We start from the raw sequence: 13,907 nt of genomic DNA, 5'->3' as shown, positions 1-13,907 counted from the left end.
CCGGTGCGTGGGCCCATGCTCTATCGTGGGCCCGCTTTCGGGGCCCAGGCCCGGTCAGGATAATGGGGCTAGCGCGGTACGCGATAGTGCGCGGCGAGACGCTCGAAGCCCTCGTCCAGGGAGACCGACGGGGTCCAGGCCAGGTCGGCGCGGGTGCGCCGCTGGTCGAACCAGTGCGCGGTCGAGAGCTGCTCGGCCAGAAACCGGGTCATCGGCGGTTCATCCGTACCGGCGCGATGGCGCCAGATGGCCTCGATGACCGAGCCCGCGGCCCGGGCAGCGAATGCCGGCACCCGCCAGCCCGGAGCGGTCACGCCGGCCGCGCCACAGATTCCGGCCAGCAGTTCCACGACCGGGCGCGGTTCACCGTTGGTGATCACGTAGGACTGCCCGTGCACGGCCGGAGCGGCGTCGAGCGCCGCGTGGATCGCGGAGGCCGCATTGTCGACGTAGGTCGTGTCGATGAGCGCTGCGCCGTGTCCGAGCAGCGGAAGCCGTCCGTGGCGGGCGCGGTCGACGATTCGGTCGATCAGCTGGGTATCGCCGGGACCCCAGACCAGGTGCGGGCGCACGGCGACAACACTGAATCCGGGAGCATCAGCGGCGAGCACGAGCAGTTCGCCCCTGGCCTTGGTGCGGGCGTAGTCGCCGCGGGCGTGCTCGGGTGAGGCCGGCAGGGCATCGGAGCCCATGATCGAGGCGCCGGCGTGAGCCACCGACGGCGAGGAGATATAGACGAATCGGGAGACGCCGGCCCGCTGGGAGACCTGCAGCACGGTGCGCGTCCCGCCGACGTTGACCGCCTCGAACTCGGCCGGGTCACCGGTGAGCGAGACCTTGGCGGCGAGGTGTACAACGGCGTCCATCCCGCTCACGGCGTAGGCGAGGCCGGCGTAGGGGGTATCGGCGGCGGTCGTAATGGAGCCGTGCACGTCTTCGACGCCGGGCACACCAGACGGCCGGCGCTGAAAGGTACGCACCTCGTGCCCGGCAGCGCTGATGCGGGCGGCGACGGCGCGGCCGAGGAATCCGCTGGCTCCCGTCACCAGCACTCTCACGGTTTCACCCAGCGCCCGCCCGAGAGGATGCCGGTGGCCCAGCGAGACAGGCGGCTGCGGTCAATCTTGGAGTTGTGGCGGATATCGGTCGGCAGGCCGGGCACGACGAGCACGGCGGCGACCGGTGAGCCGACCATTGCGCGCACGGCGGCGGCGAGCGGCTCGGACGCCCGGTGTACCCGGCGGGCGGGCGGCACGGTCTCGATCACGGCGACGCGCTGCTGCGTGCCGATCGGACCGACACCGACGAAGGCCGCCCGAGAAACCTCGGGCAGCGTTTCGATGCGCTGCTCGGGACCCACCGGGGTGACCACGCCGTCGGCCGTCACAAGGACGTGCGGCAGGCGGCCCTCGACCCAGAGTCGGCCCGCACTGTCGAGGTGGCCGACGTCGCCGGTGCGATGCCAGCGTTCGCCCGGCACGGCCCCACGACGCGAGGCCCGCTCGGTCAGCCACAGCCGGTCGTAGTGGTCCTTCACGTGCGGCGCCGACACCACGATCTCGCCGGTCACGTCGGGCTGTTCCGACAGTTCCCCAACGGATGCCCCGCTCGCGTCGAGCGCGCTGATCCGGATGAGCGTGGTCTGCGTCGAGGCCCCGACGCAGACGCCGCCGACCGGGTTCGCGAGCAAGACTGACCCGTCTTCGTGCACTGCGGCATCCGCTGTCTGCGGCCGTGCGGCGCTCCCGGCTGCGGCCCGAATTCCCTCGAGGGTGATGTCGGCCATGAGCAGGCCCTCGGTCATACCGTACGGGGTGTGCGCGGTCGCTTGCGGCATGAGCGCCGCTGCCTGGGCGAGCAGGCTCTCCGAGATCGGCGCGCCGGCCGACAGAAAACGCTGCACCCCGGCGAGGGCCGCATGGTCGTCCGAGGTGAGCGCGGCGGCGGTCGCGACGACATTCACGAGGGCGGCGGGCGAGAGAAAGACGACCGTGGCGTCGATCGCGGCGACGGCGGCCGCGACCGCGCTGGCGGTGAGGGTCTTGGGCGCGGTGACGTCCATGTCGGGGGTGACCGAGCGGGCGCCGAGGGCCGGGCCGAGCAGTGCGAATGGGGCGAATCCGGCGACGAGGCCGGTGCCGACGCCCACGCCGTACTGCAGAAAGAGGGCGTTGCTCACGGCGGAGAGCTGGCCGTGCGTGTAGACGACGCCCTTGGCCGGGCCAGTCGATCCGGAGGTGAACAGTACAGCGGCCGGGTCGCTCGGAGCGGGCTCCGGCGGGAGGTCGTCGCCGGCGCTGAGTCGGGCCTGGCCCAGGCTGATCAGCTCGGCGAGGGTGTGTTCCACGCTGAGCAGGCGGGCCATCGGGGCCGGAAAACCCGCGACGGAAATCTTGCGTCCGGGCCAGCCGAGAGCGCGGGCGGCCATGAGGCCGGGAGCGGCCCCGATGACGAAGTCGGGGCGGGCGCCGCGCACGGCGCGAGTGAGGCCGGCCAGGCCGAGGCCGGCATCCGCTACGACGACGATGGCGCCGATGCGCACGCAGGCGTAGAGCACCGCGGTGAGGTCGGCGCTCGGCGGCACCAGCAGCGAGACGCGGTCGCCGGGCCTGACGCCGATGTGCACGAGTCCGGCGCCGATCTGCCGCACGCGGCGGGACAGTAGCCGCCAGCTGACCGTGCGCGGAGTCGGCAGCATGTCGACGAGGGCGGTCTCGTCGGAGCCGCGTAATTCGTCGAGGTAATGCCACAGCGGATGCGTCGCCGCGGCTTCCCACGCGGCTCGCGTCGCCGAGACGGTCTCGACCAACGGAGCCGGCGCGACCGCATCGCCGGCCAGCAACCCCGACACGGCGGTGAGCGGCGAAGGCGACGCTCCCATCCGTTGATCGAGCGTGCCGAGATCGCCATTCCGAGAACGCGACGAGCTGACCAAAGCTGGCGCTACGGCGTCGCCGAGCCAGAGCAGCGCGGCGGCGGCATAGTCCGCGTCTTCGGCAAGCAGATGCCCAGCGCCCTCGAAGCGGTGCACGCGGGCGTGCGGCATCCGTTCGACCAGGTCGTCGAGGTAGCGGTCGCTGAAGATCGGGTCGCGCGGACCCCAGAGCAGCAGCGTCGGCACCGCGAGCGAGCGCACTGCCTCGGCGATACGGTCGAGTTCGGGCCGACTCTCGTGCGCCAGTGCGACCGGAATGTCGGCGACGAAGCCGCCGATTCCGCCGCGCCGGGCGCTCGTCAGATACGGAGCTCGGTAACCGCGCTTGACCTCGCTCGACAACGGCGGATGCGCGAGGGCCAGCGTCGTGGCCAGGAACGCCGGCGTCGCCACGGTCGCCGGGCCGAGGATTCCGCGACCGAGGGCCAGCCGCAGCGGCGCCGGAATCGCGTCGTTAACGGGCTGGTGCACCGCGGTGTTGAGCAGCATCACTCCGGCCAGCAGCTCGGGGTGGTCGACGGCCCAGCCGAGCGAGACGACGCCGCCCCAGTCGTGGCCGAGGGTAACGACCGGGCCGGCCAGATCGAGCGCGTCGGTGAGGTCGCCGAGGTCGCGCACCCGGCGGGCGAGGGGGCGAAAACCTGCAGTGCGCTCAGAGAAGCCCATGTCGAGCTGGTCGATGGCGATCACTCGCCAGGCCGGCGCGCCCGACGCTGCGGCATCCGTTGCCGACGCGAGCAGGCCGCGCCAGAGGTAGGACCAGGTGGGGTTGCCGTGCACGCACAGGATGGTGCCGACCGGAATCACGCCGAGCGCGTCGAGCTGCGGGCCGTTGTCGAGCACGTGCCAGCCGTGGGTCACCGCGGCATTTTCGCTCTCCGCGACCTCGGCCAGGCTGGACCACTCTGGGTTTAGCCCAGCCAGCCCAGACGGCGGCAGAGTCGCCACGGCCGGCACCGCACGCGGAAGTCGGGAAGCTGTGGTTGCGCGGATTTCAGTCACACTCCTCTTCGGCCCGAGAAGCCACTTTCGGCCCCTTGGTTTTCACGAGTTGGACAATTCATGGGGCCGAAGTTGGCATCTCGCAGAATTCGACGGCGGTGTCGGGCTCCCCCGGTCACCAGACGAGTTCCATCATGGCGGTGTTGAGGCCGGAGCCGACGCCCATGAGCAGCACCCGGTTGCCCGGCTGCAGCTTGGACGCCTCCTGGGAGAGCGTGATCGGAATCGACGCCGGACCGACATTGCCGAGCGTTGGGTAGGTCAGCGGAACCTTGGTCTTGTCCATGCCGGTCGCCTTGACGATGGCGTTGGTGTGCACATCCGAGACCTGGTGCACGATGTAGCGGTCCATGTTCGACCAGCTCCAGTCGCGTTTGGCTTCGGTCCAGGCCGAGACGACCAGTTCCATGCCGCCCTTGAGCAGGGCCTTCGCATCGGTGAACATGCCGTCGACGCTGCCGACGCAGAGTCCGTTGAACTGGGTGGCCGCGCGGGTGACGCCGCCGAGGATGCGGTGGCCGCCGGGGTGGGCATCCGCTGGGCCGAGCACGGCGGCCGCAGCGCCGGAGCCGAGGGTAAGACTCGCGAACTCACTCATGAAGTCTTTGCGCTTGATGCCCGGGCGGCCGAGGCGATCGATCGTGTTGGTCTGGATCTCGTCGGCGTCTTCACCGTCGATGATCACGGCGTACTTGATCTGCCCGCTGTCGATGAGCTGCGCGGCGAGCGTCATGCCGTTGACGAAGCCGAGGCAGGCATTGGCGATGTCGAAGTTGATCGCCGACGACGGCAGGCCGAGTCCGTGGTGGATACGCACGGCGACGGAGGGTTCGAGGTGCTTGCGGGTGACCGAGGTGTTGATCAGCAGGCCCACGTCGCTCGGCTTGATGCCAGCCTCTTTCAACGCAATCTTGCCGGCCTTGACCGCGGCGTCGTCGAAGGTCTCGTTCGGGCCCCAGTTACGGCGCTCGTAGACTCCGGCCACGCGCTGCAGCAGCCCGGTCGGCAACTTGAGGCGCGCCAGAACCGGCTTCAACCGAAGATCGATCTCTTCCGAGGTCGTGATGAGGGGCGCCATCAGGCTGGTGACCGACAACAAGGCGACGTTTCGGTGCGTCGTCGTCGCATTTCCGTTCAAGCGTGAACCCCTGTCGAATTGTGGACAGCGGTAATCATACGTCCCCTAGGAGCTTGCCCCACGAAACTGTACGTGAACCGGGCGCAGCCTGTGAGCGCTGGTAGCCGCTGGTGCGTAACCACGGAGATTCCGCCGCCTCCCGCCCCGAATCAGGCGAATGGGGGCTAGCGGGCGAGAATCTCCGCGGTTGTGAACCGTACCCGGCCTAGATCACGCCCTCGGAGAGCGTGCTCGGGTTGCCGAACCGGTGCGCGGTGATCGAGATGGCCTGTTCGCGCAGGAACGGCAACACCTCGATGCGGCCGGCCTGGGTGACCGCGTTCGAGTACACGGCGATGTCCGGGCTGCCATTCAGGGCCTCGGCGAGAGCGGATGCCGCCTCCCGCGCGCCCAGCACCGGGTCGCTGCCGACGAGGCGCACGCGGCTGGACGTGATTCCGCCTGAGCGGGCCCTGTTCAGCCACTCCTCATCACTCTCGACGACCACCGGGATCTCGCGCTCGGCGAGGATGTTGCGCACGGCGGGCGGCACCGGGACGGTACTCGACACGTCGAAGCGTGACGTCGACAGGGTCGCGGCGGCGATTACGCGCAGCAGCTGCGCAAGGGTGCCGGTTTCGGTCAGGCGCACGGTGACCGGCAGCGCGCGGTAGCGGAACAGGTTGCGCTCCACGCCGAGGTCGGTCGCGTCGCGCACGACGTTGAACTCTTCACGCCAGGCCAGGGCGTCGCTCACGGCCGAGCGGCGCAGCACGTCGAAGTCGGCGTAGTCGAGAAAGGGCTGACTGGCCTCGATGATGTCGGTGACGCGCTGCTCGAGACCGCGCAGGTGCAGCGTCGAGCTGTTGCGGCCGGGCTCGTTGACCCAGCTGCCGAGGCCGAGCAAGTAGTTCGGTCCGCCGGCCTTGGTGCCGGCGCCCACGGCGGACCGCTTCCAGCCGCCGAACGGCTGGCGCTGCACGATGGCGCCGGTGATGCCGCGGTTGACGTAGAGGTTGCCGGCTTCCACGGAATCGATCCAGAGGGCCAGTTCGTCGGCGTCGAGCGAGTGCAGGCCGGTGGTGAGCCCGAAGTCGACGGCGTTCTGCAAGCGGATGGCTTCCTCCAGGTTGCGCGCGTGCATTACTCCGAGGACCGGGCCGAAGAACTCGGTGAGGTGAAAGTACGATCCAGGCGCGACGCCGGTGCGAATGCCCGGCGACCACAGCTTGCCGGTCTCATCGAGCTGCTTGGGCTCGACCAGCCACTTCTCTTCGGCGCCGAGCGTGGTGAGGGCGTGCAGCAGTTTGCCGTCGGCCGGCGACATGATCGGCCCCATCTGGGTGACCGGGTCGCTCGCCGGGCCGATCTTGATCGAGGTCGCGGCATCGACAAGCTGGCCGAGGAACCGCTCCGACTTGGCGACCGATCCGACCAGGATAACGAGGCTCGCGGCCGAGCACTTCTGGCCGGCGTGGCCGAAGGCGCTCTTCACGACGTCGGCGGCGGCCAGGTCGAAGTCGGCCGAGGGGGTGACGATTATGGCGTTCTTACCGCTGGTTTCGGCGAGCAGGGGCAGATCGTGCCGGAACGAGCGGAACAGCTCGGCCGTCTCGTAGCCGCCGGTGAGGATGACGCGGTTCACCGCGGGGTGCGCGATGAGCTTGGCGCCGAGATCACGGTGCGGCAGGTTGACCAGCGCGAGCAGTTCACGCGGAATCCCGGCTTCCCAGAGCGCTTCGACGACGACCGCGCCGGTGCGCTGGGCGACCGTGGCGGGCTTGATCACGACGCCGGCGCCGGAGGCGAGGGCGGCGAGCACGCCGCCGGCCGGGATCGCGGTCGGAAAGTTCCACGGCGGGGTGACCACGATGAGCTTGGACGGCACGAAGATGGCGCCCTGCACGCGGTCGAGGTCTTTCGCTCGCTCGGCGTAGTAGTGAGCGAAGTCCACGGCCTCGCTCACCTCGGCGTCACCCTCGGTGATGGTCTTGCCACACTCGCTCGCCATGACCTCGATCAGGCGGTCGCGGTTGGCGGCGAGCGCGAGGCCGGCGCGGTGCAGCACCGCGGCACGTTCAGCGCCGGTCTTCTGGCCCCAGGCTGCTCCGGCGGTCAGCACGCCGTCGATGATGAAGCCCAGCGCTGCCTCATCGGGAACGGCGGCGGCCTCGATGGTCTCGGTGCCGAGAACGGATGCGTCGGCCCGGGCCAGGATGCGGCGCCCCCAGGCCCGGTTGGCGGGCAGTGACGGGTCGGTGTCGGGTTCGTTGTGGAAGCTCGAGTGCAGGGGAACCGAGCCGCGGGTGATGCCGAGCAGCACGCCGGTCAGTTGCGGGTCGACGTCGGATGCGGTCTCGGTGTCGTGGCTGCGGGCATCCGTGTGGGCTGCGGCCAGCCGGTCGAGGTCGTAGCTGCTCGAGCGGTCCTGCACGCGGTTGGGGGTCGGGACTCGGTCATCGAGGGCGTCGAGCGAGGCCTGAAAACGGGCCTTCTCGCGGTCGAACAGCTCGGGGTTGCTGGTGAGCTCGAACACGGCCGACATGAAGTTCTCCTGGCTCGCGTTCTCTTCGAGCCGGCGGATGAGGTAGCTGATGGCCACGTCGAACTGCGCGGGGTCGACGACGGGCGTGTAGAGCAGCAGCTGGCCGACGTCCTTGCGCACGGCCTGGGCCTGGCCGGTGGCCATGCCCAGCAGCATCTCAAACTCGACTCGGTCGTCCACGCCACGGGCGACGCTGAGCAGGTGCGCCCAGGCCACGTCGAACAGGTTGTGGCCGGCAATTCCGAGCTTGACCGCATCGGTATTCTGCGGGGTGAGCGCCCAGTTGAGCACCCGCTTGTAGTTGGTGTCGCTGTCCTGCTTGGTGGAGAAGGTCGCGAGCGGCCAGTCGTGCACGGCGGCGTCGACGTGCTCCATGGCGAGGTTGGCGCCCTTGACCAGGCGTACCTTGATCGGCGCCCCGCCGGCCGCGCGGCGGTTCTGCGCCCAGTGAGTGAGGCCCTGGATGGCACTGAGGGCGTCGGGCAGGTAGGCCTGCAGCACGATTCCGGCCTCGAGCTGGGCGAGCTGCGGCTGGTTGAGCAGCCCCTCGAACACCGCGATGGTGAGGTCGAGGTCGCGGTACTCCTCCATGTCGAGGTTGATGAACTTCGGCGTAGCGGATGCCGCGGCGAACTCGAACAGCGGCGTCAGTCGTTCGATCACGCGGGTGACGGTCTCGTCGAAGGCCCACATCGACAGCTGGCTGGCGATCGACGACACCTTGATCGAGACGTAGTCCACGTCGGGGCGCTCGAGGATGCGCCTGGTGCCCTCGAGGCGTTCAAGCGCTTCCTTCTCACCGAGTACCGACTCGCCGAGCAGGTTGATGTTGAGGCGGTTGCCGCCCTCTTTCAGGTGCACCAGCGCCGGGCCGAGCTTGTCGGGGGTCGCGTCGACGACGAGGTGACCGACCATTTGGCGCAGCACGGTGCGGGCGGCGGGGATGACAACCCAGGGCAGCACCGGCCCGAGAATTCCGCCGAGGCCGATGGCCGCGCGCATGTGCGGCGGCAGAAAGCCGGGCGCCTTTTTGGCCACCTTCGCCAGGCTGTAGCCGGCGACCATCTTGTCTTCGGGGCGCATGACGCCGTCCACGAAACCGACCGTGAAGTCCAGGCCGTTCGGGTCTTTTAGCACGCCGGCGAGCCGCTCGGCCGCAGCATCCGCTGGGATGGTGGCGCTTTCGTCGAGCCATTTCTTGACGAGCTTGACGACCTCCGAACTGAAATCCTCGTTGGCGGGACGGGTGGAGGCGTTGGTCATGGTCACGAGACTAGTCTTTCGTTCGCGGATGGGTTGCTCTGGTGGTTCAAGTCTGTGGCCAGCCTATATTTAGCAAAAGCAATTGTTTATGCATGATATTCGTTACAATTTCTAATGATTTGGTTTTGTGTAGGGCTAGCGGTGTAAGGGGCAGCGGATGCTGGACGTCAGGCGGCTGCGACTGCTGCGCGAACTGAAGATTCGCGGCACGCTCGCCGGGGTCGCCGCGGCCCTCGCTTACAGTCCCTCGGCGGTGTCGCAGCAGCTCGCCCTGCTCGAAAAGGAGGCCGGCGTCGTGCTGCTCAAGAAGGTCGGCCGACGGGTGCAGCTCACCCCGCAGGCCGAGATCCTGGTCGAGCACACCACGCACCTGCTGGAACGGCTCGAGCTCGCCGAGGCCGACCTGCGCGCGAGCACCACGACCGTGTCGGGCACCGTGCGGGTGGCGGTGTTCCAGTCGGCGGCCCTCGCGGTCATTCCGCGGGCGCTGACCTTTCTGGCCGAGGACTATCCGGCGCTGCGGGTGGAGGTGACCGAGCGCGAGCCCGAGCGCGGCCTGTTCGAGGTCGCTGCGCGGGACTTCGACCTCGTGCTCGCCGAACAGTACCCCGGCCATACCCGCGCCCACTGGCCCGACCTCGACCGGGTCAACCTCGCGACGGATGCGCTGCGGCTCGCGGTGCCGCCGGAAGAAACCGGGCGAGTGAGCGCTGGAACGCTCGAGCAGACCGCCGGACTGCCGTGGGTGATGGAGCCGGTCGGCACCGCGTCACGGCAGTGGGCGACGCAGCTCTGCCGGTCGGCCGGGTTCGAACCGGACGTTCGGTTTGAGACCGCCGACCTGATCGCGCACATCCGCTTGATTGAATCGGGCAATGCGGTGGGCATTCTGCCCGACCTGGTTTGGGCGGGGCGAATGCCGGCCGTGCAGCTGCACGACCTGCCGGGCACCCCGCATCGAACCCTGTTTTCGGCCGCACGGCGGTCGAGCGCCGGCCGTCCCGGCGTGGTCGCGGTGCGCGGCGCCCTCGACCGGGCGGTGAGCAAGGTGGCCAAGCCCACCGAGTCCGACCCGCTTGAACCGCCGCGCCCGTTCGAGCCCCTCGCGCCGGGCTAGGCCGGCAGCACTCTACGCCCTCGCTAGGCTCTGGGCATGAGCGAACCCACACACGACGTCGTGATCATCGGTGGCGGCCACAACGGCCTGGTTGCCGCCGCCTATCTCGCCCAGGCCGGCCGCAGCGTGCTCGTGCTCGAGCGCGAGCCTCAGGTCGGCGGCGCCGCTATTTCAGCGGATGCCTTCCCCGGCACAGGCGCACGCCTCTCGCGCTACTCCTACCTGGTGAGCCTGCTGCCGACGCGCATCATCGACGAGCTGGGGCTTGACATCGAGCTGGCGAGACGGCGGTACTCGTCGTATACGCCGGGGCGCTCTACTGACGGGCTCCTCGTGGATCACGGCGACGCCGACGCGACCCTGGCCTCGTTCGCGCGCCTCGGCGCCGCAGCCGACTGCGAAGCCTGGACCGCTTTCTATGACGACACCGCCCGGTTGGCCCGCGCCGTGTTTCCGACGGTGTGCGAACCGCTGCTCACCCGCTCGGAGGCCCGGCGCCTGGTCGGCGACGACGCGCTGTGGAGGTCGCTGATCGAGCAGCCTCTCGGCGAGGCGATAACCGCCCGGTTCGACAACGACCTGGTGCGCGGCGTCGTGGCCACCGACGGCCTGATCGGCACGTTCACGAGCCTCACCGACCCGAGCCTCGACGCCAACCGCTGCTTTCTGTACCACGTGATCGGCAACGGCACCGGCGACTGGGACGTACCGATCGGCGGCATGGGCGCCGTGACCGGGGCGCTCGAACGGGCGGCGCGGGGCGCCGGCGCTCGTCTCGACGTCGGTGCCGACGTCGAATCGCTCACGCCCGCCGGCGTGGTGACCTACCGGCAGCACGGGCGGCTGCAGACGGTGACGGGCGGGGTGGTGCTGGCGAACGTGGCACCGTGGGTGCTGCGGGAGTTGCTGGCGGCGGGCGGGGCATCCGCTGTTTCGTCGCCGGCGCAGCCGAAGCCCGAGGGCGCGCAGGTGAAGGTCAACCTGCTGCTGACCCGGCTGCCGCGGCTGCGGGATTCGAGAGTGTCTCCCGAGGCTGCGTTCGGCGGCACCTTTCACATCAACGAGTCGTACGAACAACTGCAGGCCGCGTTCGAGCAGGCTCTGGCCGGGGAGATTCCGGCCGTGCTGCCGTGCGAGATCTACTGCCATTCACTGACCGACCCGAGCATTTTGTCGCCCGAGCTCGCCGCGGCCGGGGCGCACACCCTCACCGTGTTCGCGCTGCACACCCCGAATCGGGCGCTCACCGAGGCGAACAATGCGTCGATGCGGGCCGAGCTGCAGGCCGCCGTGCTGCGTTCGCTCAATTCGGTACTCGCCGAGCCGATCGTAGGGCTCTTCATGACGGATGCTGACGGTCACCCCTGCATCGAAACCAAAACGACCCTGGACCTCGAGCACGCCCTCAACCTTCCCGGCGGCAACATCTTTCACGGGCCCCTGTCGTGGCCGTTTCTCGAGGATGATGAGCCGCGCAGCACGCCAGCCGAGCGCTGGGGTGTCGCCACGGAGCATCCCCGCATTCTGATCTGCGGGGCCGGAGCCCGGCGCGGGGGCGGCGTCAGCGGGCTCGGCGGCCACAACGCCGCAATGGCCGTTCTGGAGGGCCCCTGACGTATAGCCGAGGGACGCAATAGGGCCTAGCCTGAGTTAAGACTCGCGTTTCACTCATAGTGGAGGTCACCATGTCAGCCAAGCCCACCGGACGCCTCGTTCACCGCGAGGACGGACTGTATCTCATGCTGAATCGGTTGTTCAACGCGCCGATCGAACAGGTCTGGGCCAGCCTGACCCGCCCGGTGGAGCTTGAGAAGTGGATCGGAACCTATACCGGTTCGCCGGCCACCGGTGCGGTCAAGTTCAAGATGACGGCGGAGCCCGATGCCAAGTGGGAGTATGTAAGCATTCGCGAATGCCAGGCTCCGCACCGCTTCAGCGGCGATTTCGGCGAGGGCGAGGATTCCTGGCGGGCACTGTTCCACCTGGTCGAGGGCGACGGAATGACGAACCTCACGTTCGGGCAGCGTTTGCGCTCCCCCTCCGAGGCCGCCACGATGGGGCCGGGCTGGGACTACTACCTCGATCGCCTGGTCGCTTCGCGCGCCGGCCTGCCGCTGCCGGAGTGGGAGCATTACTACCCAGCGCACGCCCAGTTCTACAAGGACCTCATCGTTCCGGTGCGCACCGCCTGATCGGTCACTTCTTGCTGCGGTAGCTCTCGGCAGTGGCGAGGAGCGCCTCGTGCCACGGCGTAGCGGCGACTCCGAGTTCCCGCTGCGTCTCGGCGGAATCGATGACGAACGGCACCACGAACTGGTAGCTCGAGGCCCACACCTCGTGCATCATCGGGTTGGCCAGGCCGAGCGAGCGCAGCAGCCACTGCGGATACCCGGAGACTTTTCCCTGCGAGCCGTACTGGACATTGAGCTGCTCGGCGATGTCAACACGACTGAAGGTACCGCTCGGAACGTGCCAGATTCGGCCCCAGTCGCCGGTGTCATCCGCCGCTGCAATGAGCGTGGTCACGATGTCGGGCAGATAGGTCCAGCTGTGCGGGAGTTGCGGCTTGCCCACGACATGGGCCGTCTTCGAGCGCCCCACCGCGGTGAAGAATGACTCGCCGAGGTGAGCGGTGCCGGTGGCTCCCGGCCCGAAGTAGTCGCTCGCCCGCACCTCGACGGCCTGAATGCGGCCGGCATCGTGGGCGGCGCGCAGTTTCGCCCATCCGGCACGGCGAACGAGTCCCTTAGTCTCGGTCGTCGTCTCGGGAGAGTGTTCGGTCATGGCCCCGCTCGGCGACCCGTACGGATAGAGGTTGCCCATGACCACGATGCGCGCGCCCGAAGCGGATGCCGCGGCGATGGCAAATTGCACGAATGTGACATCCGGATGCCAACCGCTGAGTCGTATTTATTTCTGATTGTGCATCAGTAACTTTCTGAGTTTTGCTCGCTTATATTGGCCAATTGCGTTAGGATTGTGGGTGAAGGAGGCACCGTCGCCATGACCCTCACCGCCCCGCCCGCCGCACCCGGCCCTGTGCCGGAACCCGAGGGATCCCTGGTGGCGGCGGTCGCTCAGGCCGGGTCGATTCTGGCTGCGGCACTGAACGGGGTTCGGTTCGGTCACCTCGATGACAGTGAAGCCGTCGCGGTGCTGGCAGCCCTCGAAGGTCTGGGTCGCAAGGTCGATGGGGCCAGACTACGAGCCACCACCGACATTGGCGTTCGCGCCGAGACCGACCTCGGCAGCGGGTCGCTCGCCTACCGAAACGGATGCCGCAACCGGGTCGAATTCATCAGCCAACTCGCCAGCATCTCCGGCCGCGAAGCCAAACGCCGCCTCAAACTCGGTGAAACCACGGTCGAACGCACCCCGATGGGCCTGCCCGTTCCCGCCCGCTACCCGGTCATCGCCGACGGACTGGGCAGCGGCGAGCTGGGTATCGAGTCGGCGGAGATCATCGCCACCACCCTCACCGCGCTGCACGGCACGGTCATGCAGGACGACCTCGACCACGTCGAACGCGCCCTGGTCGCCTCTGCCACCGGCGCGATCACCCCGGAAACCGCGGGACTGCCCGGGGCGGGCATCCGCTTCGCCCCCGACCTGCTCCGCGCCCAAGCACTGGAGTGGCAGGGGCGCCTCGACCCCGACGGCACCGCCCCGAGCGACGACGCGACCGAAGCGAAAAGCACCCTCACCTTCGGCCTGCTGCGCAACGGCCTCTACCCGCTGCGCGCCGACGTCACCCCCGAACTACGCGGCATCATGGACACCCTCTTCGACACCCACCTGTTGGCACGGTCTCGCACGCCACGGTTTGAACCCACCGAACCCGCTGAACCCACTGACGGCAGCGGCTCCGCGCTGGACGGCCTCACTCTCGACGATCCCAACGGTGACGGTGAACGCTTCAGCGCCGACC

Annotated in this window: 9 protein-coding genes; 4 read left to right on the top strand and 5 right to left on the bottom strand. The window is 68.8% G+C overall.

Features of this window, described 5'->3' with window-relative positions; genetic code table 11:
• Positions 1–68 precede the first annotated feature (68 nt).
• From E3O06_RS10675 to E3O06_RS10660, 4 genes are all read right to left on the bottom strand, one after another.
• Complete coding sequence (locus tag E3O06_RS10675) at positions 69–1,058, bottom strand: NAD-dependent epimerase/dehydratase family protein (RefSeq protein ID WP_134503377.1); 990 nt, start codon at positions 1,056–1,058, stop codon at positions 69–71.
• Positions 1,055–3,937: an alpha/beta fold hydrolase gene (locus E3O06_RS10670; RefSeq protein ID WP_241980079.1), complete on the bottom strand. Its 2,883-nt coding sequence runs from the start codon at positions 3,935–3,937 to the stop codon at positions 1,055–1,057. Before E3O06_RS10670 ends, E3O06_RS10675 begins: the two co-directional genes overlap by 4 nt.
• Before the next feature lie 115 nt (positions 3,938–4,052).
• On the bottom strand, positions 4,053–5,075 hold the full coding sequence (locus E3O06_RS10665) for a 3-oxoacyl-ACP synthase III (protein ID WP_134503376.1): 1,023 nt from the start codon (positions 5,073–5,075) through the stop codon (positions 4,053–4,055).
• A 205-nt stretch (positions 5,076–5,280) separates the two neighbouring features.
• Positions 5,281–8,862, bottom strand: coding sequence for a proline dehydrogenase family protein (locus E3O06_RS10660; protein ID WP_134503426.1), 3,582 nt, complete (start codon positions 8,860–8,862; stop codon positions 5,281–5,283).
• 157 nt (positions 8,863–9,019) lie between these two features.
• Between E3O06_RS10660 and E3O06_RS10655 the strand changes: the two genes are divergently transcribed.
• The 3 genes from E3O06_RS10655 (at position 9,020) to E3O06_RS10645 (ending at position 12,171) form a co-directional block, all read left to right on the top strand.
• On the top strand, positions 9,020–9,979 hold the full coding sequence (locus E3O06_RS10655) for a LysR substrate-binding domain-containing protein (RefSeq protein WP_134503375.1): 960 nt from the start codon (positions 9,020–9,022) through the stop codon (positions 9,977–9,979).
• A gap of 36 nt (positions 9,980–10,015) precedes the next feature.
• On the top strand, positions 10,016–11,593 hold the full coding sequence (locus E3O06_RS10650; protein ID WP_134503374.1) for a phytoene desaturase family protein: 1,578 nt from the start codon (positions 10,016–10,018) through the stop codon (positions 11,591–11,593).
• A 71-nt stretch (positions 11,594–11,664) separates the two neighbouring features.
• Positions 11,665–12,171: an SRPBCC domain-containing protein gene (locus E3O06_RS10645; protein ID WP_134503373.1), complete on the top strand. Its 507-nt coding sequence runs from the start codon at positions 11,665–11,667 to the stop codon at positions 12,169–12,171.
• A gap of 4 nt (positions 12,172–12,175) precedes the next feature.
• Here the strand turns inward: E3O06_RS10645 and E3O06_RS10640 are convergent, their stop codons facing one another.
• A complete protein-coding gene (locus E3O06_RS10640) occupies positions 12,176–12,853 on the bottom strand; it encodes a Rossmann-fold NAD(P)-binding domain-containing protein (RefSeq protein ID WP_134503372.1) in 678 nt (225 codons plus the stop codon).
• A gap of 129 nt (positions 12,854–12,982) precedes the next feature.
• Between E3O06_RS10640 and E3O06_RS10635 the strand changes: the two genes are divergently transcribed.
• On the top strand, positions 12,983–13,907 hold a 925-nt coding region (locus tag E3O06_RS10635), incomplete at its 3' end, for a DUF222 domain-containing protein (RefSeq protein WP_134503371.1).

This window comes from Cryobacterium glaciale (assembly GCF_004402535.1).
Taxonomy (GTDB): domain Bacteria; phylum Actinomycetota; class Actinomycetes; order Actinomycetales; family Microbacteriaceae; genus Cryobacterium; species Cryobacterium glaciale.
Note: the sequence above shows the minus strand (reverse complement) of the source record. Positions and strands in the feature narration are given on the sequence as shown.